19 protein-coding genes and 1 pseudogene are annotated in these 22,588 nt (G+C 61.4%); 5 read left to right on the top strand and 15 right to left on the bottom strand.

All coding sequences use genetic code 11. From position 1 onward, the window contains the following. Positions 1-84 precede the first annotated feature (84 nt). The 3 genes and pseudogenes from HGP12_RS07570 to HGP12_RS34750 form a co-directional block, all read right to left on the bottom strand. Positions 85-1,575: a lipopolysaccharide biosynthesis protein gene (locus HGP12_RS07570; protein ID WP_168839519.1), complete on the bottom strand. Its 1,491-nt coding sequence runs from the start codon at positions 1,573-1,575 to the stop codon at positions 85-87. Between the two features lie 226 nt (positions 1,576-1,801). Then, entirely contained in the window at positions 1,802-2,431 is a 630-nt protein-coding gene (locus HGP12_RS07565) for a J domain-containing protein (protein WP_168839520.1), read from the bottom strand. 187 nt (positions 2,432-2,618) lie between these two features. Further along, positions 2,619-2,776, bottom strand: a pseudogene (locus HGP12_RS34750) (NrtR DNA-binding winged helix domain-containing protein); the annotation flags it as partial. A 21-nt stretch (positions 2,777-2,797) separates the two neighbouring features. Between HGP12_RS34750 and HGP12_RS07560 the strand changes: the two are divergent. Continuing rightward, positions 2,798-2,938 carry a hypothetical protein gene (locus tag HGP12_RS07560; protein ID WP_246703280.1) on the top strand — a complete coding sequence of 47 codons (141 nt, stop codon included), beginning with the start codon at positions 2,798-2,800 and terminating at the stop codon, positions 2,936-2,938. 57 nt (positions 2,939-2,995) lie between these two features. Here the strand turns inward: HGP12_RS07560 and HGP12_RS07555 are convergent, their stop codons facing one another. The 3 genes from HGP12_RS07555 to HGP12_RS07545 all read right to left on the bottom strand — a co-directional run bounded on the left by HGP12_RS07555 (position 2,996) and on the right by HGP12_RS07545 (position 6,347). Then, positions 2,996-4,498, bottom strand: a complete 1,503-nt coding sequence (locus tag HGP12_RS07555; RefSeq protein WP_168839521.1) for a DegQ family serine endoprotease — start codon at positions 4,496-4,498, stop codon at positions 2,996-2,998. Between the two features lie 262 nt (positions 4,499-4,760). Beyond that, positions 4,761-5,417: a DUF2161 domain-containing phosphodiesterase gene (locus HGP12_RS07550; RefSeq protein ID WP_168839522.1), complete on the bottom strand. Its 657-nt coding sequence runs from the start codon at positions 5,415-5,417 to the stop codon at positions 4,761-4,763. A 33-nt stretch (positions 5,418-5,450) separates the two neighbouring features. Next, positions 5,451-6,347, bottom strand: coding sequence for a LysR family transcriptional regulator (locus HGP12_RS07545; protein WP_168839523.1), 897 nt, complete (start codon positions 6,345-6,347; stop codon positions 5,451-5,453). A 141-nt stretch (positions 6,348-6,488) separates the two neighbouring features. Here HGP12_RS07545 and HGP12_RS07540 point away from each other — a divergent pair, with 141 nt between their 5' ends. Together HGP12_RS07540 and HGP12_RS07535 are read left to right on the top strand one after the other, a co-directional pair. After that, the gene (locus HGP12_RS07540) at positions 6,489-7,682 is read left to right on the top strand and encodes an MFS transporter (RefSeq protein WP_168839524.1); all 1,194 of its coding nucleotides are present in this window, start codon (positions 6,489-6,491) and stop codon (positions 7,680-7,682) included. Between the two features lie 28 nt (positions 7,683-7,710). Next, complete coding sequence (locus HGP12_RS07535) at positions 7,711-8,541, top strand: aldo/keto reductase (protein ID WP_168839525.1); 831 nt, start codon at positions 7,711-7,713, stop codon at positions 8,539-8,541. A 59-nt stretch (positions 8,542-8,600) separates the two neighbouring features. Here HGP12_RS07535 and HGP12_RS07530 read toward each other — a convergent pair whose 3' ends face one another. From HGP12_RS07530 to HGP12_RS07520, 3 genes are all read right to left on the bottom strand, one after another. Next, positions 8,601-11,861 (bottom strand): GH36-type glycosyl hydrolase domain-containing protein, encoded by a 3,261-nt coding sequence (locus tag HGP12_RS07530; RefSeq protein WP_168839526.1) that lies wholly within the window; start codon positions 11,859-11,861, stop codon positions 8,601-8,603. A gap of 274 nt (positions 11,862-12,135) precedes the next feature. Further along, positions 12,136-14,604 (bottom strand): glycoside hydrolase family 2 protein, encoded by a 2,469-nt coding sequence (locus HGP12_RS07525; protein ID WP_168878696.1) that lies wholly within the window; start codon positions 14,602-14,604, stop codon positions 12,136-12,138. A 28-nt stretch (positions 14,605-14,632) separates the two neighbouring features. Next, positions 14,633-14,920: an FCD domain-containing protein gene (locus tag HGP12_RS07520; RefSeq protein WP_205926371.1), complete on the bottom strand. Its 288-nt coding sequence runs from the start codon at positions 14,918-14,920 to the stop codon at positions 14,633-14,635. 90 nt (positions 14,921-15,010) lie between these two features. Between HGP12_RS07520 and HGP12_RS07515 the strand changes: the two genes are divergently transcribed. Next, positions 15,011-15,442: a glyoxalase/bleomycin resistance/extradiol dioxygenase family protein gene (locus tag HGP12_RS07515; protein ID WP_168839528.1), complete on the top strand. Its 432-nt coding sequence runs from the start codon at positions 15,011-15,013 to the stop codon at positions 15,440-15,442. A gap of 61 nt (positions 15,443-15,503) precedes the next feature. Here the strand turns inward: HGP12_RS07515 and HGP12_RS07510 are convergent, their stop codons facing one another. From HGP12_RS07510 to HGP12_RS07490, 5 genes are all read right to left on the bottom strand, one after another. Beyond that, positions 15,504-16,334 carry an alpha/beta hydrolase gene (locus HGP12_RS07510; RefSeq protein ID WP_168839529.1) on the bottom strand — a complete coding sequence of 277 codons (831 nt, stop codon included), beginning with the start codon at positions 16,332-16,334 and terminating at the stop codon, positions 15,504-15,506. 37 nt (positions 16,335-16,371) lie between these two features. After that, positions 16,372-17,619 (bottom strand): kynureninase, encoded by a 1,248-nt coding sequence (kynU, locus tag HGP12_RS07505; RefSeq protein WP_168839530.1) that lies wholly within the window; start codon positions 17,617-17,619, stop codon positions 16,372-16,374. A 19-nt stretch (positions 17,620-17,638) separates the two neighbouring features. Then, the gene (locus HGP12_RS07500; protein ID WP_168839657.1) at positions 17,639-18,562 is read right to left on the bottom strand and encodes an ABC transporter permease; all 924 of its coding nucleotides are present in this window, start codon (positions 18,560-18,562) and stop codon (positions 17,639-17,641) included. A 7-nt stretch (positions 18,563-18,569) separates the two neighbouring features. Next, positions 18,570-19,349 carry an ABC transporter ATP-binding protein gene (locus tag HGP12_RS07495; RefSeq protein ID WP_168839531.1) on the bottom strand — a complete coding sequence of 260 codons (780 nt, stop codon included), beginning with the start codon at positions 19,347-19,349 and terminating at the stop codon, positions 18,570-18,572. A gap of 87 nt (positions 19,350-19,436) precedes the next feature. After that, positions 19,437-20,423 carry an ABC transporter substrate-binding protein gene (locus tag HGP12_RS07490; protein WP_168839532.1) on the bottom strand — a complete coding sequence of 329 codons (987 nt, stop codon included), beginning with the start codon at positions 20,421-20,423 and terminating at the stop codon, positions 19,437-19,439. Positions 20,424-20,607: 184 nt separating this feature from the next. Between HGP12_RS07490 and HGP12_RS07485 the strand changes: the two genes are divergently transcribed. Further along, positions 20,608-21,336: a GntR family transcriptional regulator gene (locus tag HGP12_RS07485; RefSeq protein WP_168839533.1), complete on the top strand. Its 729-nt coding sequence runs from the start codon at positions 20,608-20,610 to the stop codon at positions 21,334-21,336. 276 nt (positions 21,337-21,612) lie between these two features. Here the strand turns inward: HGP12_RS07485 and HGP12_RS07480 are convergent, their stop codons facing one another. After that, positions 21,613-22,581, bottom strand: a complete 969-nt coding sequence (locus tag HGP12_RS07480; protein WP_168878695.1) for a DUF72 domain-containing protein — start codon at positions 22,579-22,581, stop codon at positions 21,613-21,615. Positions 22,582-22,588: the final 7 nt, after the last annotated feature.

The following is a 22,588-nucleotide window of genomic DNA, read 5'->3' as shown; positions in this document are numbered from 1 at the left end:
CGACGTTTGCCATTATCATTGCGGTGACCGAAAGCATCCACCTGGGATTTTGCCGCGCTTCGATCTGTTGCTCGCCATGGCCTGCTACTGTGCCTTTGCGCGGCGACCTTGCAGTGTCGTCCGCGCGAGGAAGAGGATCCTCTCCTTGCACAGGAGAAGGATAAGACCCGAATAGGTGAGACCGCCGACCAGGACTTCGCAGACGAGACGGGCTGCGAGAGACCAGTCGTACAAGGCCGACGAGGTTGCCAGCACCGCGACGAGCATGCCGAGATAGGCGGCTATGGGCCGCACGAACTGGCCGAAATATTCCGCAATGCTGAGGCCGATCAGTCGCGAGACCATCCACAGCGTCACCGGCCACAGCACCAGAACGCCAACCATGAGCCCGAAGACGACGGTGGCCACGCCATATTTGTGGAGAAGAAGAACGGTGAGGATCGAGACGACGTTGCGCACCAGCTGGTAATAGAACCACCAGTCGGACCTGCCCTGGCTCGTGATCAGGGAGGCCTGGATGACGCCTATTCCGGCCATCAGGCCGATCACGCAGAAGAAGCGGACCGGCCAGACGGCGGCTGCCCAATGCGGTCCGAAGATCAGCGGAATGGCATCGTCGGCAACGGCTGCAAGCCCCATGAAGGCCGGGAAAGAGACCAGCGAGCAACCGAAGGTCGCCATCAGAAAGGCTTCGCGCACCTTGTCCTTGTCGTGCTGCAGGGAGGAGAGCAGCACGTGGCTGACCGAGTTCAGCCCGCCCGACAGGACATTATTGAGCATCTCGTAGAGCCGCCGGGCGAAATTGTAGATACCGAGCGCGGCCGGGCTCACCAAGGTGCCGATGATCAGCTGGTCGAGATTCATGGTCTGCAGAAAGCGGTTGCCCGAAGCATAGATGCCATAATGCAGCAGTTCGCGCAGGCTCGAGAGCTTGATCCTGAAACCCGGCAGCCATCTTGCGCCCCAGAACGCCGCGACGCAGGCAGCCGCCGGCGCCGCGATCTGGGCGATTGCAAGCGCCCAAAGGCCGAAACCGGCGAAGATCAAAGCCAGACAGATGGACGCCGAGACGATCGTGGCGATCGCGGTTCGCGCCGCCGCCAGATGAAAGGACATCGTCCGGCCGATCAGGGCATTGGGGACGATGATCATCATGTCGAAGAAGATTTTCAGCCCAATGATCAGCAGCAGGCTGACGATCTCGTCATGTCCGACCCAGTGGGCAAGATGGGGTGAAAGCAGGAACAGCGCGGCATAGAGGATGGCCGCGGAGAGGAATGACAGCCAGAAAACCGTATCGAGGTGACTGCGCCGAATGGATTTTTGCTGGATCAATGCCTCGCCGAAGGCCGTCGGCCCGAAGCCGGCGGCAAAGCTGACAATGGCGAAGGCGAGCGCGACCAGGCCGAAATCCTGCGGCAGGAGAAAGCGCGAGGTGACGATGAAGACCAGGCTGTTGAGCGCCGTCGGGATCATCGTGTCGAGCGCCGACCAGAAGGCGCCCCTCAACGCGGCCCGCGATCGGTTTTCACTCAGATGTTCAAAGACGATTTCATCCGCTTCAGAAATCAGCAAACATATACCTCGTCGTCCAGATCTCGGAGCCGGGATTCCGACGTCCGTCAATTGCCGTGCCGCTATCGCCCGCTCGGCAGGACGGCTTACGGATGCTTGATCTAGGCCAGCCCCACGATTTGTCTAGGGACGATTGTTGCATTGCAACATTGCGTTGCCGAAAATGATCACACCATCAAGGCATACGCGAAATCCGCCTCCTCGGGGCGACTAAAAAGCGCCATTGCTATTGTGCGGCAGCGCGGACCTGGGGCTTGTCCCATTCGATCTCGGGTGCTGCATCGAGCTCTTCTCGGATTTCGTCCATCACGTAGAGATAGCCTTCGAGCATATCGCAGGCACGTTCGTTGGCGCCGATCTTCGCCTCCGTTTCGCTGATGGCGGTCGCGATCGCCTTGATGCGGGCGCGCAGCATGTGGCCCACCACATCCTTGCCGGGACGCTTGCCAAGCCGGTCGAGATGGAGGCCTATGCGGCTGGAATGACGCTCGAGCTCGCTTTTGCTGAAATTCGCCTTGCGAATTTCTTCGAGAAGGCTGGCGCGCATCTTGGCGACCGGGTCGAAGGTTCCCGGTTCGCGCTCGTCCAGCACCATCTCGGTAATGAGTTTTTCGATGGCGACCAGCGCCTGCAGATCGACGGCGTCGGTCAGCTCCACATCATAGCCGGTATCGTCGAACACTTTGCGGCGCACGGGATCGAGAAGCAGCTCGTAGGCCTTCTGCAGCATGGCAAAAGCCTCCGTGTCGCCGCCGGAATCCGGATGGGCTGCCTTCACGCGCTTGCGATAAGCCGCCTTGATCTGCTCTTCTTTCGCATCGCGCGCAACGCCGAGAATATCGTATGGATCAGTCACTCCAACTCCTGCCGCCGCTTATTCCTGTTTCGAGGCCCTAGCCGCTGATCTTGCCGGCGGGGTTTAAACTTGCCGCTTGCCTGTTTCAACCGGCCCCGGCGCTATTTGTACCATCAGAAAGGCAGAGTTTGGACAAAAAGAGTCCTATGTCAAAGCAGAGCTGCCTCTTCTGTGGAAATTCAGCGTCTCAGATCGTTCGGTTGAAGAAGACGGTCGAGCGTGCCTGCTTGAGCCGATAGAGCTGGGCGGGGCGGTTGCTGGCGCGGCGCATTCGCCTGCTATCGGCTCGATGAAATCCGCGATGCGCTTGCGGAAGGCCGATTTATCGAGAAGACGGCGGAGGAGCCGTCCGAGCCAAAATGAAGATTGCGAGATCGAGCCGATGACCGTCGTCTCCGAGATGGCGTCATCTTCAGTGTCGGCATCGAAGCCGACTTCCTGCCTTTCAATGCCGGCACGCTGGCGACAATCGGCCTTGCGGAGCGCCAGGGATTACTGGTGACGTAACGGCAATCGGCCCGCTGCCTGGGAGGAAGCGGGCCGACTGGAGGACGTTTCGGCTTTTCAAGCGGCCGAGAACGGCACGGCGACGAAGGTCTTGTTGCCGTCGCGCTCGATCAGGAGCAGCACGGACTTGCGGCCATCCTTGCCTGCCTGCGCAACGGCCGTCTGGACCTCATGGGCGTTGCGGACGGGCTGGTCGTTGACCGAGACGATGATGTCGCCGGCCTGGATGCCAGCTGCGGCGGCCGGCTTGTCCGGGTTGACGCTGGCAACCACGGCGCCCTCGACGCCATGCGGCAGGTTCAGCTGCTGACGAACATCGGGCGTGAGATTGGCGAGGCCAACGCCGATGCTCGGCTGGTTGGAGGGCTGCACCTTGCCGTCGCCATTGTCGTTGGCAGCCTGCTTGCTGTCGTCATTGCCGCCGATGGTGACATTGACGTCCATGCTCTTGCCATTCCGCCACAGCGTGACCGAGCGCTTGTCGCCGGGGGAGAGATCGGCGACCAGCCGCGACAGGTCCTTCGGTGTCTTGACGGCCTCATTGCCGACAGCGGTGACGATATCGCCGCTCTTAATGCCGGCGCGCGCGGCCGGCGTATCGTCGTTGACGTTGGCAACGAGCGCGCCCTGGGTCTGCGGCAGGCCCATTGCATTGGCGATATCGGAGGTCACGGGCTGGATCGCGACGCCGAGATAGCCGTGATCGATCGAGCCGCTCTTTTCCAGCTTGGCGACGATCGCCTTGGCCTCGTCGGACGGAATGGCGAAACCGACGCCGACGCTGCCGCCATTCGGCGAGTAGATGGCGGTGTTGATGCCGACGACATTGCCTTCACGGTCGACCAGCGGCCCGCCGGAATTGCCATGATTGATCGGGGCGTCGATCTGGATGAAGTCGTCATATGGGCCGCTGTGCAGGTCACGGCCACGGGCCGAGACGATACCGGCGGTGACCGTCGTGCCAATGCCGAACGGGTTGCCGATCGCCAGAATCTGATCGCCGAGCTTCAGCTTGTCGGAATCACCCCAGGCAATGGTTGCGAGCGGCTTCGGGGCCTGAATCTTCAGAACGGCAAGGTCGGACTTGACGTCGGCACCCAAAAGCTTGGCGGGCAGTTCGGTGCCGTCATCGAGTGTGACCTTGATGTCGACGGCGTTCTGGATGACATGGTTGTTGGTGACGATGACGCCATCGGTGCTGATGATGAAACCGGAACCAAGCGCCATGGCGCGCTGGCTCTGCTGTTGGTGCGGCATCTGCTTCGGGAAGGGGATGCCCTGGTTTTCGAAAAATTGCCGGAACTGCTCGTCCATTGGCGAATTGTTGCCGTCGGCGCTGGTGTCGGTCGCCTTCATGGTCGTGGTGACGGTAACGACGGCCGGCTTGTCGGCATCGACGATGGGAGCGAAAGAGCCGCCGGGCGCGATGATACCGGCAGGCTCGGCTGCAGCGGCGACGGTGGCAGACGTGCTGAAGGCAAAGGGCAAGGCGCCAGCGCCGGCGATGATGGCGGCGCCTATAATGGCAGCGGTGCGATGCTTGCGGAGAAGAGATGACATGGCAAAAGTCCCTTGCGAGGTCGTTGGCGAATTGGCGTCTTGTCCATGTCCGGGACAGGCGTCGGATGGGGCCGCGTCAATTCGTTTCGGGGAGCCTTTGCTTCCCTTTACTCCGGGAGGCGAAGTATAAATATGAATTGGCGCTGACAGATAATATGATCCGCAAATTTACTTTTGCAAATTAAATATTGATCATGTTTCTATTGCAAAAATTTAAGATATTACATGAATTTAATGTTGATCTGCCGGAATTTTTCCACATTTATCTTTGAGGCGTCGGCCATCTCTTGAGCGCTTCTGTTCCAAGCTCCGTCAGCGCGTAGATGCCGCGGTCGATGCGCTCGAACCAGCCATAGACGTTATCTCTCAGAATTTGCGGCGCTTTCGGTGCCGCGTCGCGCATATCCTTGGGGCGGCGCACGCCATTTTCGATCGCGGATGCGCAGGCAAGCGCCTGTTGCCGATAGGCGGTCATGATCGGCTTGCGCGTGCTGCCGCCAAGCGCCGGATCGCCCTTGCGGCGGCGGTGTTCTTCGACAAGGCGTGACCTACGGCGGGTATTCTTGCGCGGCATCGGCGAGACGGGGCTGACGACGATATCCACGAGATCGCCGTCCGATACGGTCAGCATGCCGAAGCCGAGCCGGCGGCAAAGGTCGCGGAAACGACGATCGCCTTCCCGTCCCTTGCCCTTTGCCGAGACGCGCGCGGCGATCCAGACCTCGTCGCTGGCCGCGGCGCGATCGACGGCCTGCAGGATAAGCTCGAGATTGAAGCTCAGCTTCAGCTCGCAGATGACGACGACGGGCAGCTCGCCTTCGCTCAAACCGACAAGGTCGCAGCCGCCGATCTCGCCCTTCACGGCATAGCCGGCCGCTTCGAGAAATGACTTGATCGGGAGATAGAGCGCCGTTTCCAAATCCGCCTCCGGCCTTTGAATATCCGGCTACTTCTATCCGATTCGGTTAACCAGAAAGTCGATAAAGGCGCGAATGCGGGCGGCCAGATGCTCATGGCCGGCATAGACGGCATGGATATGCTCGATGTCATCCGGATTGAAATCGTCGAGAACTGGCACGAGCCTGCCGGCATCGAGATCGGGCTGGACGTGGAATTGGCCGACGCGGGCGAGTCCTATTCCTTCGAGGCAGAGACTGCGCACGGTCGGGCCATTGTTTGCCTGGAAATTGCCCCGCACCAATTTGACGAAGTGTGAGCCTGTCAGCGGATCACGGAATGGCCAATCTTCCGCGGTCGGGCGGAAATTGAAGGTCAGGCAATTGTGACGATCGAGCTCATCCGGCGTCGCCGGCAAGCCATTTCTCCCGATATAGGCGGGGGAGGCAACGATGATGCGGCGGCTGTCGAGTAGCTTGCGGGCCTTGAGGGAGCTGTCGCGCAGCGATCCGACGCGGATGGCGACATCGGCCCGCTCACCGACGATATCGATGACACTATCGGTAAGGGAGATATCGAGTTCGATTTCTGGAAAGCACTGCAGAAAATCGGGAACGATCGGCACGAGACAGCGGACCCCGAAAGCGACGGAGGCGCTGACACGCAGTCGGCCGCGTGGCACCGCCGTCCCGCCAGCGGCGACCATACGCTCCGTCTCATGGATGTCGGCAAGAATGGCCTGCGCGCGCTCGAAATACACTTCGCCTTCCGGCGTTAGTTGCAGCGAGCGTGTCGTCCGCACCAGAAGGCGCGCGCCGAGCCGATTCTCCAGCCGGGTCACAAGCTTGCTGATGGCTGAGGGCGAAAGGCGCAGCTTGCGCCCTGCAGCCGAGAAGCTCCGAAGTGCGGCCACCTGAACGAAGACATCCATTTCGCCGGCGCGATTGTCCATTTCCAACTCGCCTTTTGAATTCAATTCACAAGTGTTGAGTTGATATAGCCGATTATCGATTGAATGTCGCGGAGGCATATTCTGCCCGAACAAGAACTCGCGCATCCGGCGTTTCCGGCTGCCATTTGATCGGGTGCTCTCATGCCTCTCGCTTTGTTTGCCTTGACGATCGCTGCCTATGCGATCGGCACAACAGAATTTGTCATCGTCGGTCTTTTGCCCACCGTGGCGAACGACCTCCATATCAACCTGCCGCTTGCAGGTCTCATTGTCAGCGTCTATGCGCTCGGGGTTACCTTCGGCGCGCCGATCCTCACGGCACTTACTGGCCGTATCGATCGCAAGCCGCTGCTGCTCGGCTTGATGGCCCTGTTCATCGTCGGCAACGGCATGGCTGCCCTGAGCCCTGGCTATATGCCGCTGCTCGTCGCGCGCGTGCTTTCGGCCTTTGCCCATGGCGTCTTCTTCTCGGTAGGATCCACCATTGCCGCCGACCTCGTTCCGGAAAACCGCCGTGCTTCGGCGATTGCCATGATGTTCATGGGCCTGACGGTTGCCATCGTGACAGGTGTTCCGCTTGGCACTTTCATCGGTCAGACCTTCGGCTGGCGCGCGACTTTCGCGGCCGTCGCGGGCCTTGGCGTCATTGCCTTTGCCGGCATCCTTTTGCTTCTGCCGTCCAGTCTGAAGAAGGCGCCGCCGGCAAGCATCGGCGAACAGGTCCGCGTGCTTGCAAGCGGTCGGTTGCTGATCGTCTTCGCCATGACGGCGCTCGGCTACGGCGGCACCTTCGTCGCCTTCACCTTCCTGGCCTCGATCCTGCAGGAAGTCACCGGTTTTGCCGCCTCCGCCGTCAGCCTCATCCTCGTACTCTATGGTATCGCCATTGCCATCGGCAACGTCGTGGGTGGCCGTCTCGCCAATGGCAATCCTGTCCGTGCGCTGACGTGGCTCTTTGTCGCCCAGGCTGTCGTGCTTGTCCTCTTCAGCTTTACGGCGGTCTCGCCCTGGCTTGCCATCCCGACGCTTGCGGCGCTTGGCTTCCTGTCCTTCGCCAATGTGCCGGGCCTGCAGCTTTATGTCGTCCAGCTTGCCCGGCAGGTTCGGCCCGCCGCCGTCGATGTCGCCTCGGCGCTCAATATCGCCGCCTTCAATCTCGGCATCGCAGCCGGAGCCTGGATCGGCGGGCTGGTGGTCGAATCCTCCCTTGGCCTTAGCGCCACGCCTTGGGTCGGCGCGATCCTGGTAGTCGCGGCCCTGGTGCTCACCCTGTGGAGCGGCGCGCTCGACCGCCGCTCGGCTTCCGCTGCTCAGGCCGTCTCCTGCGCCGCCTGATCGAACCCTGCAATCGAAAGGATCATTCATGAAAACCGTCAGCGCCAATGGCGCATCCATTCCCGCTCTTGGTTTCGGCACGTTCCGTATGCCAGGCCCGGACACCGAACGCATGGTCGCGCATGTTCTCGGCAATGGTTATCGCCATATCGATACCGCGCAGATCTATGGCAACGAGGCCGAAGTCGGCGGCGGCATCCTTCGTTCGGGCATGGCTCGCGCCGATCTGTTCCTAACCACCAAGGTCTGGGTCGAAAATTATCGCCGCGATGCTTTCATCGCCTCGGTGGATGAAAGCCTGAAGAAGCTGAAGACTGATTATGTCGACCTCCTGCTTCTGCACTGGCCGAATGATGCCGTGCCGCTGGCCGAGCAGATCGGCGCACTGAATGAGGTCGCGAAGGCTGGCAAGGTTCGCCATATCGGCGTGTCCAACTTCAACCGGGCCTTGGTGCGCGAGGCGGTTCGGCTCAGCGATCTGCCGCTCGTCACCAACCAGGTCGAATATCATCCCTATCTCGACCAGTCGCCTATCCTGGAGACCGCCGCCAGCCTCGGCATATCGGTGACCGCTTATTACGCCATGGCGGATGGCAAGGTGCTTACCGATCCGGTGCTGAAGGACATCGCTGGCCGGCATGGCAGATCGATTGCCCAGATCGTTCTGCGCTGGGTCGTGCAGCAGGGGCTGATCGTCCTTTCCAAGACCGTGTCGGAAGCCCGCGCGGCGGAAAATGCCGCCATTTTCGATTTCGCGCTTTCGCAGGAGGAGATGGCCGCGGTCCACGCTCTCGCGCAGCCGAGCGGCCGCATCGTCAGCCCCGACGGTCTGGCACCGGTCTGGGACGAAGCGGCCTGACGCTGATAGTCCAACGAATAAGGGAGCCGCTCAGCGGCTTCCTTTTTGCGTTTGATAGCTCAAGCCTTGAAGTCCAGCTTGACCTCGCAGGCGCCGATCGAGGCCGGCAATAGTGGCTCGCGGATGCGCTGGCCGAATTGCCGCTTGAAGCCGAAGGCGTTACCGATCAGGCTCTTGGTATAAAGACCGGGGCCGCTCGAATAGATGCGCCAGCCGCCATCGACGGCAATATCGCCGGCCTTGACGCGCGACCATTCCGACGACGCCTGATAGCGGTCGTCGAAGGCCGCGTCGCTGCTGCTGAAATAGGTGTTGCGCTGGCGCAGCGACGCACGCTCCACTCGGCCGCTGACGGCGATCGGGTTGGCGAGTGCCAGCGCCTGCCACACGGCTTCTGCATCGTCGTCAAGGGCGAGCGCTTCGCAGTAGCGCAGATGCGCGTGCACATACATGAGCCCGATCTCGCGACCGAAGAAGGACGAGGATTCGGCGCGGCGGAAGAGCTTTTCCGGGCCTCCGGAATAGGTCGCCGGTTTTTCCATCAGCCGCACGCCGTCCGGGAACAGCAGGTTCTCGCGAATGATCTTCATGTGGGCGTGGCGCTGATCGGGCGTGAACAGGCCGCCGATCATCGGCTGCGTCATCGCGATCAGCGAATAGTGCAGCCCAGTGCGCGTATCCTCAGGATGCAGCAGCAATTCCACGCCGTCATGGCTCGGATCGAAGACGCCGTAGCCGGCAACGATGCCGTCGCGCATCAGCAGCCGATTGAAATCGGCGCGCATGGCGACCGCGGTTGCCTGAAGCGATTGCGCTTCCTCGTTGCGGCTGGCGAGCGTCAGGATGCTGGCGTAGCGCACCAGCTGCTCGTAAAGCAGCGATACTGTCCAGCTGCTTACCATCCAGTCGCGCAGATGCGGATCGGCCGGCTGCAGGCTGTCATTCCAGTCGCCTTCGCCGTAGCGGATGAGGCTCGTGCCCGGCACGAAGCGGCTGCGCACCGTTTCCAGCAGCTTCTCAATGTGATCGGAGATTGTTGCGTGCTCGGCGGTCAGCTGCATCGTGTCGTCGGCGCGCCACGGCACCGTTTCGGCAAGGAAGGTGATGTTGCCCGTCGCCTCGATATAATCGCAGAGCGCCTTCAGCGGCCAGACGACGATATCGCCATGCGCCTCGCCGGCGCGGATATTGGCATAGGGCTCCAGCATGAACCATTGCGGCCAGTCGCCGCGATCGCGATACTGCTCGGAAAAGAGCGTCAAGAGGATCTGCCGGGCCTCTTCGTCATGCTCGTAGGCAAGCAGAAATTCGATCGGCCCCTGGCAGACGTCGCGCGTTCCCCAGGCAGCCCCCGTATATTGTTCGAGGCCATGCGGCACGCTCAGATGGATGATGGCGTCATGCGCGATCCAGGGCAGCATCACGGCCTGCGCCGCCACATCTCGGCCATCACCCTCGATGCGCGCGCCCCGCGTCACATGGCTCCAGAAGTGGCGCGCCGGCGCCAGCATCTCTTCGCTTTCGACACCGGCACTATAGCGCGCGGCAAGAGCTTCGGCCGCATCCGGATCGGTCATCGAGCCCGTGACGGCAAAACGCAATTCCTTCGTCGAGTGCGATTTCAGCGCGATGAACGCGCCATTGCGGGCGGTGCCGTCGCTATAGAGTAGTTCATCGCCGCCAACGGCGTCGAACGCATCCGGGGTCGAGGTGACGAGATGGTAGCTCGCTTTCGGGTAGCGATCCCAGAGCCAGGATGGTTGCGGCCGGAAAGAGATGCGCTTGGCCGCCGCGTCGACTGCGATATTCGCCAAGGCCTCATAGTCGCGCTCGCCGAGGACGATGTGACCGAACACGAGGAAGCGGCAGGCTTCGCCCTCCACCGTAACGCTCCATTGCATGGCCGGATCGTCGCCGGATGCGATTGCCGAGACTGAAATGGTGCGGCCGGAAAGCCGGTAGATCCAGCGTGTATCGCTCAAGCCCATTTCGAAGGCAGCGGGCACACCAAGCAGGCGCCAGCCATCGCCGAGGTCGACGAGGATGCGAAGGCCGCTCGATCGTGTCAGGTTGTAGGGGTCGCGGGAAACGGAGAAGAGCTTGTGGAAGGACGTGTTGCCGATGGTCAGCTGCGCGGCGAAGATGCCCTGCATCCAGCAGGTGGCGGCCAGTGTCTGGTCATCGAGCAGCATGTTCTGGCCGCTGCGGACGATGGCGCCGTGGCGGCGCGCCACCAGCCGCTCCTTTTCGCGCAGCACGATGTGCCTGTTATGCGACCCATCCGGCACGAAGAAGGAGAGCAGTTTTCCATCCGCATGCTCTTCCAGCATCCGCTTGGGGTAGAGCGCATCGATCGCGGCTTGGTCGAGGCTATCGCTCTCGGCAAGCGGCGCGTCCTGCACGAGACTGCGCACCGACCGCGCGGCCGATATCGCGTCTACCGCGAGCTCGCTCTGAAGCTTCGGCAAGCCATCGAGATGGGCGAGATCGGCATCGCTGGAGGCGGCCGGATGATCGGCAATGAAGAGACCGAAGAAGGTCGTCGTGGTCGTATCCCCGGCTGCGAGCGAAAGCGGCTTTGACTGGATTGCCGGGCAGGCGACCTCGTGCTGGCGGCGCATGCTCGGCAGATCATTGCCGAAACCCGGCACCATGACGCCGTCGTTGCCCTTTGATGGCACAAGGAGCTGGATCGCATCGGTCGCGTAAGCCGCGGCACCTTCGAGGCAGCCCTGCGCGAGCCAGGGATTTCGCCCGCCGCCCTGCTTGAGGTTCTGCCGGTTCATGACGACGGGACCGAAGGCGGCATGGCTGGCGATGTGATGATCGATATATTGCGAGGCATAGGCTTCGCTGTTCATCAAGAAGCCGCGGTCGCCGAGGCCGACGTCCTGAAGGAGGATGAGATCGGCCGAAACCGTGGCGCTCGTGGTGTTCTGCAGCGATACCTGCCAGAACCATGCGGTCTCGCTCGGGTGCAGCCGCAGGCTGACCGTATGCTTCACGCCGGCCGTCTCGCCGCTCCAGGAGAAACCGTTTCCGCCATGGCCGAACTGCACGGCAGCCTTGGGCCCGACGATTTCGGCCGTTGCCGGCTTTGCGCCGCCGACGCGCAGATAGAGCCGGCCGATGCCGCCATAGACAGGCGAACCGAGCACCTGGTTGATCATGATGCCGCCCTGCTGGTCGGCGAAGTCGATCGAAAACAACGTGCCGTTCGGCAAGACCGAAGCCGAAAGCCCGGCGGTGTTACCGAGCGTGATAAGACCGAGTTCTTCGCGACGGGGCGTTTGAAAGCTGCGATTGGAGTCCGAGGACATAAGCGTGGTCTCGCTGATTCATGGATCGGATGAGGGCACTAAAGCATGTCGCGTAAAAGTGTGCAGCGGTTTTGCGACAACGACATGCGAAAAAAATGATTTGAAGGGCAATGAGCGAATCTGCAAAATCGCGATGTCCTTCAGATCACAAGGCGGTGCCCGATCATAGGCATTTTCCTACTCGCACCCGCAATTCCTGGCGATGAATTGCGGATGCTATGAGGACATATCCGGCGCAATGCGCCGGATAATCCGATCGAAGCGATCCCCGGTTTCAATGGTGCGGAGGCTGGGCAACCTGATTGGCCGTGCGTAGGATCGCCGACAGGTCGGCATCGTCGAAGGCCTCCTTGGAAAGGCCTTTGACCTTGAACCTCCTGCTTTCGCCGGGCGTGAGATTGACCAGCATGTCGTCGACTTCGGCATTTGGGCTGATGCGATCGACGAACAGGCAGAGATCGCGCAGGAACGACTGTGCCGTGATGGTGACAGCAATCCCGTCGGTCGTCTGGGTGCTCTCGAGATCGAAGCGAGGCTGTGGGTATTGCAGCTTCATATCCTTCTCGAAGAACCACCAGGCTTCTGCGTCGCCGAGACGGGCGCGCAAAAATTCCCGACGCGGATCGGCGGGGGTCGCGACCTCGGCCGGGATCTCGATGTCGGTATTCTCGAAGCGATCGCAAAGGATGCGCCAGACGTGATGACGGGCAAGCAGCGTGCCGTTGAAGTCGAAGCGTTCGACGGTGAAGGGCACGCGCCAGAACAGGGTTGCGTCGTTGATTGCGACCGCAGCCAGGCCATCGCCGCGCGGCTGGATGGTGAGGAGATGTGGTGCATAGCTCTGCTTCAAGGCATACCAGAGCGGCTTCTTCCTGCCGGCGCCATCGATGGCTGCCCAGGAGGTGACCGGCCAGCAGTCGTTGAGCTGCCAGACGATGGTGCCCATGCAGGTCGGCCTATGCGAACGCATATGGTCGATACCGTAGCTGATCGCACGCGCCTGGTTGAGCTGCGTCACGAAAAGCCAGTCGTCGAAATTTTCCGGCGGCGGGAACCAGCCCTCCAGCCCCATCAGCAGCTTGTCATTGCCGGTGGTCGCCTTTTGATGATGCAGGACGCCTGGCGAGGCCGGCGCACGGTCCTTCTCGCGAACGGACTGAGCCAATGTTGCGAAGGTCGGCGGCGCCTGCCATCCGAATTCGGAGCAGAAACGAGGGATATAGTTGCGATAGGTCTCGTAGCCGACCTCGTTCCAGACATCCCAGATGTGCTTGCAGCCGTGCTCGTCCGCGTTCGGCGCGATTTCCATGGAACCGGAATAGGGGCTACCAGGCCAATAGGGACGTGTTGGATCGATCTCGGCCACCAGCTTCGGCAGAAGGTCGAGATAATAGCCGGCGCCCCAGGGGCGATTGCCGAGCACATCCTGCCAGCCCCAGTCGAAATAGCCCCAGATATTCTCATTGTTGCCGTTCCAGATGACTAACGAGGTATAGGGCATCAGCCGTGTGATCGCCTCGCGCGCTTCCGCCTCGATCTCGCTATAGACCGGCTCTTCTTCGGGGTAGGTGGCGCAGGCAAACAGGAAGTCCTGCCAGACCATGATGCCGGCGGCGTCGCATTCCTCGTAGAACGTATCGGTCTCATAGATGCCGCCGCCCCAGACGCGCAGCATATTCATATTGGCATCGCGGGCCTGGGCGATCCGCTCGCGATAACGCTCGCGCGTTACGCGCGGCAGGAAGCAATCGTCGGGGATCCAGTTGGCGCCACGGGCAAAGACCGGCACGTCGTTGACGACGAGGGTGAAGGCAGAGCCGATTTCGTCGACTGTCGTATCCAGCCGCACGGAACGGAAGCCGACGCGTCGCTTCCAGCCATCGAGCGCCGTGCCATCCGAGCCGAGCAGCTGCAGGTCGAGATCGTAAAGCGGCTGGCCGCCCATTCCATGCGGCCACCAGACCTGCGGATTGTCGATCCGGCATTCGATCAGCGCGTGGGTCTCGCCCTGCGCGACGCGAACTTCCGCGCGCTTGCCGCCGATGGACAGGATAAGTGCCGCGCTATCCGTGCCCTTGTCAGCCCATTCGATCTCGACGTGCAGGCGCGCGACGCCCTGGCTGCCCTGCAGCGTGATTTCCGGGCGGATGCCGCCGAGGCGCGCCTTAGACCAGCTCTGGATGAGGATCGGTTTCCAGATACCCGAGGTGACGACGCTCGGACCCCAGTCCCAGCCGAAATTGCAGGCCATCTTGCGGATGAGATTGCTCGGGCCGGGATAGTTCTGGGGGATGTCGGCGGCGCTGCCGAGCTGCTTGCGCACGTCCTCGCCATGCTCGTAGGCCGATTGGAAATCGACGATCAGCTCGTTGCGGCCGTTTTTCAGGTGACCGCCGATATCGAAGCGGTAGCTGCGATGCATGTTGCGGGTTTCGCCGAGGGGGGTGCCATTCAGCTCCAGGCGTGCCGCCGTATCGAGCCCGAGGCAGGCAAGATCGATGCGCTCGGCGTCCTCGCCATTCCAGTCGAAAGCCAGGCGATAGCGCCAGGCGGAATGGCCGATCCAGTCCTGCGAAATTTCGTTGACGTCGAGATAGGGGTCGGTGATCAGCTGCGCTGCCATCAGGTCGAGGTGCACGTTGCCCGGCACGGCGGCGGCGATCGAATTGGGCAGGGTTGGCGCAGTCGGGGGTGCGCGAAGGCGCGAGAGGGTCCAGCCGGTGTCGAGCGTCTGTCTTTTCATGTCATGCGTCCGTTATGAAATGGATGTCTCAAACAGCCTTTGGCGTGATGAATTGCCGGCCTGCCTGCAGATGGCGGTTCATGGGATAGACGTAGGCGATTCGGTCGCGTTGTATCAACGCCTTGATCATCTTCCGATATTCATTATAGGCGCTATCGATGGCCTTGCGAGAGCGCTTGCCCGCCTCCACGGGCCACTGCAACAATGGCCGCAGAATGCCATGGACTTGTGACAGGCTCTGATTGCCGAACGCAGGCGTATGGACGACGCGCGGAAGGGCTGAACAGGCGAGGCCCGAAAAAACAAAAAACTTCAACCGCCATTGTCGGAAGTCGTGATCGACCAACGTCCTTGGGACAGCCCATCATAAGGGCGGATATGCAGAACCGTTCCCAAGGAGACGAACATGACCGATGCAGTAGAACAATCGCAATCTCAGCAGCCCCGCGTGCCAGTTCGTGGTGGCGTGGTGGCCTATCTGACGGTGGACGGCGCCGCGAAAGCTGCCGAATTCTACAAGCGCGCCTTCGGCGCAGAGCAGGCCTTCATGTTTCCGGTCGACGAAAAGGGCCGGACCATGCATATCCATCTCTACATCAATGGCAGCTCGGTGATGCTGGGTGATGCCTTTCCCGAATATGGTCATGCGCTGGAGAAGCCGCAATCTTTCGTGATGCAGCTGGTCGTGGATGACCTCGATAGCTGGTGGAAGCGCGCCGTCGATGCCGGGGCCGAGATCGTCGTCGGGCCGCAGGTGATGTTTTGGGGCGATCGCTGGGGCCAACTCCGCGATCCATTCGGCGTTCTTTGGGCGATGAATGCGCCCGTCGAAAGCTGACAATATAATGCCCTCGGCCTGAATGGCGTCGAGGGCATATTCCTGTGGTAATGGGAGATTGCTATTCCGCGAGCAGGGTCCGCGTTAGTGGATGATCGGCGTCGATAAGGCCGTCCAGAACCGTGTAGTGATTTTTGTCCGGCTCGACCACGACCTCCGTCGCCGCACCGAGCCCGGTCCAGATATTGGCCAGCAGCGCGTTCTGGCGGATGAATTCGGCCCGTTCGGCACCCCCGACCCAGCACGTGAGGCGTACGGCTTCGACCGGCTCCAGCAGGGCCGGGCTTTCGGCCCTTGCCTCGATGAAATCGATGCGAAGCTGCTCGTTCATGGCGCGCTTCATGATCGGGCGCAGGTCGTGCACGCCGGAAATGGCAAGAACGTGGCGGATGCGCTTGCGGGTGGCCTCGCCGAGCGGCGATGTCGTCGTCATCATGCGGGCGACAAGCTGACCTCCGGCCGAATGCCCGGTCAGGATGATTGGCCCATCGACCATCTCGGCTACCGCCATGATCGCGGTTGCGATCTCCTTGCCGATTCCGCCGATGCGATTTTCCGGGCAGAGCGTGTAGGATGGGATTGCGACTGCGTAGCCGGCCGCAATCGAGCCGGCGGCGAGGTGCGACCAGTAGTTTTTGTCCAGTTGCAGCCAATAGCCTCCATGGACGAAGACCACCAATCCCGTCGGCTGGCCTTCGGGCAGAAAGAGATCGAAGCGATTGCGCTCGGCGGAACCATAAGCGAGATCGAGCTTTGCCCGTCCCGCTGCCATCAGGCTATCGCGGAAGGCTTTGGCCGGCTCGACCCAGGCCGCCGGCCAGCTGTCACCGTCGACGATATAGGCGCCGTTGGTATAGGCGCTCTCCCAATCGGTGACCTTGAAATAGCTCATGTCCAGCTCCCTCTTTCCGGCTACCCGTCTCTGCGGCTCAGGTCACCGCCGAACGTACGGCAAAGCGCGCGTCCTGCCACGATCCGCTGCTCAGGATTTCCTCCAGTACGGTGACGGCTCGCCAGACGTCACGATAGCCGACGTAAAGCGGCGTGAAACCGAAGCGCAGCGTCGAGGGAGCCCGGAAATCGCCGATGACGCCACGCTCGATCAGTGCCTGCATGATCTCATAGCCATTGTCGTGCTTGAAGGAGACCTGGCTGCCGCGTCTTTCGCTGTCGCGGGTCGTCTCGAGCTCGACGCCATATTGGCCGCATTTCGCTCCGACCAGCCGGATGAAGAGTTCGGTAAGCGCGATGCTCTTTGCGCGCAGGGCCTTCATGTCCACTTCAGCCCAGATGGCCAAGGCGCCCTTCAACGCTCGCAGCGACAAGATCGGCTGCGTGCCGCAGAGAAAACGCTTAATGCCGGCGTCGCCATCGAAGCCCCGTTCGAAAGCGAAGGGGCGGGCATGGCTCCACCAGCCGCTGAGCGGCTGGACGATCGACGCGTGATGACGCTGCGCGGCATAGATGAAGGCCGGCGCACCGGGGCCGCCATTCAGATATTTGTAGGTGCAGCCGACAGCGAAATCAGCGCCTGTTCCGTCGATATCCACGGGCAGGGCGCCGGCGCTGTGGCACAGATCCCAGATGACGAGTGCACCGGCGGCCTGTATGCGCTTCGTTAGCGCCGCCATGTCGCGCAGCTCACCGCTCTTGTAGTTGACATGGTTGACGAGGACGACGGCGACGCTGTCGTCGATCAATTCCTCGATCGTGCCGGCATCGCGACCCTCGAGGCGGAGCGTCAGGCCAGATCGTGTCGACGCCACACCCTCCGCCATGTAAAGATCGGTCGGGAAACTATCGCCCTCCGCCACGATGACATTGCGATCGGGCCGCATTGCCAGAGCAGCGTGCAAGGTCTTGTAGATGTTGATCGACGTGGAGTCGGTCACCACGGTCTGGCCTTCGGCTGCACCAATCAGCCGGCCGATACGGTCGCCGAGCTCGAGCGGCAGATGAAACCATCCGGCGCTGTTCCAGCTACGGATCAGGCCGTTGCCCCATTCCTCCATGGCGGCCTGGCGCACTTCGGCAAAGACTTCGTGCGACGCAGCGCCGAGCGAATTGCCGTCGAGATAGATGACGCCCGCCGGCAGGGCAAAGCGGCTGCGAAAAGCGCGCAGCGGGTCGGCCTCGTCCATGGCCTCGACGGCCGCGAGATCGGGAAGGCTGTCCATAAGTCGTTGCCTCGTAAACTTATTCGCGAATGGTTTCTCGGGTGGCCGCTCCGCCGCGGCTGCGACGAATGCTTGGCAGTGCCAGCATGATGAGCACGAACAGGCCCGTGGCGAGCTTCAGGTTCGGCGGCGGCATGCCGGCGGCAAGGCAGAGCGAGACGAGCTGGTAGTAAATGATCGAGCCGACGAAGGGCGCCAGCAACTGTCTAAGCACGGTCTGCTTGCCGGTGAAGGCTTCACCGATCATCAGGGCTGCCAGGCCGTTGATCAGGATGCCGATGCCCATGTTGACGTCGGCAAAGCCCTGTGACTGGACCATGAGCGCGCCGCTGGCGGCGGAAAGGGCGCTGGCGATCCCGACACCGCCGATGGTCGCTGCCCAGACATTGATGCCCTGCGCCTCGGCCATGTCGGGATTGGAGCCGACGGCACGCATGGCCGTGCCTTTTTCCGTCTTGAAATAGAGATTGAGGGCCATCAGCACGATAAGAGCAAGGATGCCGGCGACCACGATCTTACTTGTGGGGAAGCCCGGGGTCGCGAACGGCACCCAGTCGAATACCGTCGGCGAGCCGAAGACGGAAAGGTTCGATTTGCCCATGATGCCGAGATTGACGCTGTAAAGCATGGTCGACATCAGGATGCCGGCGAGCAACGTATGAATACGGAAGCGCAAATGGATGATGGCCGTGCAGCAGCCGGCGGCCAACCCGACGACAAAGGCAACGGCGATCGCGAGCGGCGGCGCGACGCCGGCGGCCAGCAAAATGCCGCAGACGCAGCCGCCGAGCGGAAACGCGCCTTCACTGGTCAGGTCGGGAAAGCTCAGCATCCGGAAGGGGATCATGATACCGAGGACGACGAAGCTCAGGATAAAGCTCTGCGCCAGCGTGACCGGAATGAGCGAGACGAAGCTTGAGACGGTTGTCTGTACGAAATCCATCATGATATCAGCTCACCAGCAGCATGCGGTCGGTCTTGACGGCGAAGTGGCCAATCAGCTCGGGCACGGTGATGCGCCGCTTGCCTTCCCCGGCAATTTCGAGATGCACGCGGCCGGCATCGAGCATGATGATGCTGTCGCCGAAATCGACGGCGTGCTGCATGTTGTGCGTCACCATCAATGTCGTCAGCTTCAGCGCCTCGACGGTGCGTACCGTTGCCTGCATGACGATGTCGGCCGTGCGCGGATCGAGCGCTGCGGTATGTTCATCGAGCAGCAGCACGTCGGGCGAGCCGCCGACCGCCATGATGAGGGACAACGATTGACGCTGGCCGCCGGAAAGCAGCTCGACCTTCGTATCCAGCCGGTTTTCCAGGCCGAGGCCGAGAACGGCGAGGCGCTCCTTGTAGGCGGCAAGACGGGCGGCATTCAGGCCGGGGCGAAATCCTCTGCTTTTACCGCGCAGTTCCGCCAGGAGCATGTTCTCACCGACCGTCATGCTGGCGGCGGTTCCCTTCATCGGGTCCTGGAACACGCGGGCGAGGCGCGCGGCGCGCTTATGGACCGGCGTGCCCGTGACATCATCGCCATTGATGAGGATCTGACCGGAATCGAGGCTGAGAGCACCTGAGATCGCATTCAGCATGCTGCTCTTGCCGGCGCCGTTCGAACCGATGACGACGCCGAATTCGCCAGACTTGAGGGAGAGCGTCAGGCCATTGAGCGCGACCTTTTCGTCGGGCTGGCCTTTGTAGAAAACCTTGCGCGCGGATTTGATATCAAGCATCCGTGCCTCCCCTGCGGAATAGGGTTATGAAATGGCGGCGTCCTTGACGCCGCCATGGATCGGATTATCCCTAGAAGATGCCGCCTATCACTTCGTGAAGCAATTGCAATCGGCAAGCGAAGCCGGAACGTCGGCGCCGAATGCCTTCAACACGGTCTTGTTGATCAGCGGCGCGTGGTCTTTATAGGCCGGAACGGCGGGCTTGATCGTCTTCGGATCGGCGCCTTTAAGGATCTGCGCGGCGATCTTGCCGGCATTTTCACCGACCTGCTCGTAGTTGACGGCAAAGCTTGCCGGCACGACGCCGTTGCGAACCGCGGCGTCGTCGGAATTGACGATCGGGATCTGCGCCTGGCGGGCAGCGGCGGCAACGGCCGGGATTGCCGGCTGCAGCAGGTTGGAGGCGGGCGTATAGATGACATCCGCCTTGCCGGCGAGCGACGCGATGCGCTGCTGGATGTCGTTGACGTTATCGACGCCGACCGGAACCACTTCGAAGCCCGCTGCCGGAGCGGCGGCCTTGACCTTGTCGATCAGCGCGACGTCATTGGCCTCGCCGGGATTGTAAGGCACGCCAAGCCGCTTGGCGTTCGGCAGCAGCTTCTTGGTGAAGGTCAGGATGGCGGAAATGTCCTGCAGGTCGCTCGAGCCGGTGATACCGACGTCACCCGAATCCCACGAAGGAACAAGCTTGGCGGCGACCGGATCCGTGACGGCGGTGAAGACGATCGGAATGCCGGAGCCGGCGAGCGCCTTCTTGGCGATCTGCGATACGGGGGTCGTGACCGTATACATTAGCTTCGGATGTTCGGACTGCAGCTTGGCGATCATCTGCGGCACGAGCGACGCGTCGAAGCTCGTGTTGCTCTCGGAGTAGACGACGTCCTTGCCTTCGACGAAACCGTTGTCGGCAAGCGCTTTCTTGAAGCCGGCGATCGAAGCATTGAGCTGCGGATGTTCACCGAAATTGGCGATTGCGATCTTAATGGGTTCGGCCGATGCGGTGGCGGCACTGGCCACGAAGGCGCCGGCGACCACCAGGCTGGACAGCCATTTGGATGTAGATCTCAGCATATTTTCCTCCCGGATGTGACAAGGAGCCGTGTTCCTTCGGGCCTCTTGCAGGGGATCATAGCGACTGCTGCAAGCCTGTCAAATTGAGATATATGATGTGCACTATCTGCACCTTTGATATATATATTTCTGCATAGGGGAGTTTTATATATAATCCGGACGTCGCGGAGGAAGGACAGGCCGCATGCAGGACACCGACGCGTTGAGCAAGACCGAGGCGGCCTATTGGCTGTTGCGACGCGATATCCTCAATACGAAGCTCAGGCCTGGCGCATCCCTGCGGCTCGGGGCTCTGCGGGAGGCCTATGGAGTCGGCTGGACTCCGCTTCGCGAGGCTCTGTCGCGGCTGGAAGCCGAGAAGCTGGTGACGGCCGTCAGCAATCGCGGCTTCGCGGTCGCCCCTGTTTCCAGGGCGGAGCTGGAAGACCTTATGCGTGCGCGGATGGTCGTCGAGCTGCCGCTGTTCATGGAATCGATTGAAAAAGGCGGCCCGGATTGGGAATCTGCCGTGGTGACGGCGCATTACCGCTTGTCGCGCTGCAAGATCGTGCCGGATTCTGCTTCCGAAGAGATGGCCGACGAGTGGGATGAGAAGCATTCTGCCTTCCATGCCGCGCTGGTAAGCGCTGCGACATCAAATTGGCTCAAACGCTTCCAGTCCACCATTACCGATCAACTTCGGCGCCACCACCGTTTCCTCGGTCTGGCGCCGACGCAACGCGCGACCGCGGGCCTTTCCGCCGGTTATGAGAAGGCGGTGGCAGCGCTCAAGGACGCGATGGCGATCGAGCATCACACGGCGCTGATGGAGGCCGCCCTCGACCGCGATCTCGAACGCGCCAAGGCGCTGATGACGGAGCACATCGGCTACACGCTGCAGGTCTACATCCGCTCCGAGGATCAAAATAGGTAGCCCTACAATATCCCATGGTGCTAAATATAACTACTATTCAATAACTTAGATTGACGACGCAGCCGATTGAACACTATGATTATCCTTCAGTTCTCCCTCGCGGTGGTATCCCGTTCCAAGCCTTGGAGGTAGTAGATGGGGAAACGAAGTGCCGTGCCGTTGACCAAGCGCATTGTCGAGGCAGCTCGACCCGATCAGGACCCCTGGGACCCGGCATGGGGCCGATTGGAGTGATCCGAACCGAGCCGGCGTCTTTCTCGTGTAGTGAAGAGGACCTTATCGGCCCGGCCAATGCTGGCGGGCCTCTTCTGTAATCTCGGGTTTGTGCGGGCGCTTCCGTGCAGGGGGTCGCATGGCTTCGACGGGTGAAGCAAGCCCGAGCCGCTCGGCCAGCCGTCGGGCATCGAAGGGTGCCCTGACTTTCACGTCATTGTCGAAATAGACATAGACGTCGCGGCCTTTCGCGGACGATTTCAGCGGCTGCAAGACGCGCTTGGCGTCGGCGGGCTCGCGGCCGTGCGCCCAGGCGCTGATCCGTCTTGCCCATAGATCCAGGGCATTGTCGTCGTAGCCGCTGACATAGAGCTCTTCCGAGCCATGGAGGCGGCAATAGACAAAATCCGCCGTAAGATCCATGAGCAACGGCCATTCGACCGTGTCGGCACAGACGAGTCCCATCTTGTGTTCCCTCAGCAGCCTGATGAAATCGGCCTGCGCAAAGCTCTCGTTGCGGATCTCGAATGCATGGCGCAGCGGCCTGTTTTCGTCGATCTCCAGCCAGTCGCAGCCTTCCATCCATGCATCGCGTCGCCTGGCAAGACTGGCTGCCGCACGGGTGTCCTTCGGCAGCATTGCCATGAAGGCGGAAAAGAGTCCGGGGTCGAACCGCAGCCGCGGCGGAAACTGCCAGAGGATCGGGCCAAGCTTCGGCCCAAGGCGCAGCAAGCCCGAAGCTATGAAATTGGCGAGCGGTGTTTCGACATCGCGCAGCTTGCGCATATGAGTTATGTAGCGCGAGCCCTTGACGGCAAAGACGAAGCCATCCGGGGTCTCGTCCCGCCATTTTGCAAAAGTCTCGGGACGCTGCAGCCCGTAGAATGTTCCGTTGATCTCGATGGAGGGAAACTGCCGGGAGGCATAGGCCAGTTCGCGCTTCTGCGTCGTGCCCTTCGGATAGAAAACACCGCGCCAGGGGGCGTAGGTCCAGCCTGAAATACCGATACGGATCGCACCTGTCTTCATCATCTATTCA

The organism is Rhizobium sp. P28RR-XV, from assembly GCF_012641385.1.
In the GTDB taxonomy this organism is placed as follows: Bacteria; Pseudomonadota; Alphaproteobacteria; order Rhizobiales; family Rhizobiaceae; genus Rhizobium.
Note: the sequence above shows the minus strand (reverse complement) of the source record. Positions and strands in the feature narration are given on the sequence as shown.

Coding starts and splice junctions, on each gene's coding strand:
- HGP12_RS07490 (WP_168839532.1), bottom strand. CDS start 20,423: ATGCTGAGATCTACATCCAAATGGCTGTCCAGCCTGGTGGTCGCCGGC.
- HGP12_RS07530 (WP_168839526.1), bottom strand. CDS start 11,861: ATGTCCTCGGACTCCAATCGCAGCTTTCAAACGCCCCGTCGCGAAGAA.
- HGP12_RS07485 (WP_168839533.1), top strand. CDS start 20,608: ATGCAGGACACCGACGCGTTGAGCAAGACCGAGGCGGCCTATTGGCTG.
- HGP12_RS07500 (WP_168839657.1), bottom strand. CDS start 18,562: ATGGATTTCGTACAGACAACCGTCTCAAGCTTCGTCTCGCTCATTCCG.
- HGP12_RS07495 (WP_168839531.1), bottom strand. CDS start 19,349: ATGCTTGATATCAAATCCGCGCGCAAGGTTTTCTACAAAGGCCAGCCC.
- HGP12_RS07515 (WP_168839528.1), top strand. CDS start 15,011: ATGACCGATGCAGTAGAACAATCGCAATCTCAGCAGCCCCGCGTGCCA.
- HGP12_RS07545 (WP_168839523.1), bottom strand. CDS start 6,347: ATGGACAATCGCGCCGGCGAAATGGATGTCTTCGTTCAGGTGGCCGCA.
- HGP12_RS07535 (WP_168839525.1), top strand. CDS start 7,711: ATGAAAACCGTCAGCGCCAATGGCGCATCCATTCCCGCTCTTGGTTTC.
- HGP12_RS07540 (WP_168839524.1), top strand. CDS start 6,489: ATGCCTCTCGCTTTGTTTGCCTTGACGATCGCTGCCTATGCGATCGGC.
- kynU (WP_168839530.1), bottom strand. CDS start 17,619: ATGGACAGCCTTCCCGATCTCGCGGCCGTCGAGGCCATGGACGAGGCC.
- HGP12_RS07480 (WP_168878695.1), bottom strand. CDS start 22,581: ATGATGAAGACAGGTGCGATCCGTATCGGTATTTCAGGCTGGACCTAC.
- HGP12_RS07555 (WP_168839521.1), bottom strand. CDS start 4,498: ATGTCATCTCTTCTCCGCAAGCATCGCACCGCTGCCATTATAGGCGCC.
- HGP12_RS07510 (WP_168839529.1), bottom strand. CDS start 16,334: ATGAGCTATTTCAAGGTCACCGATTGGGAGAGCGCCTATACCAACGGC.
- HGP12_RS07525 (WP_168878696.1), bottom strand. CDS start 14,604: ATGAAAAGACAGACGCTCGACACCGGCTGGACCCTCTCGCGCCTTCGC.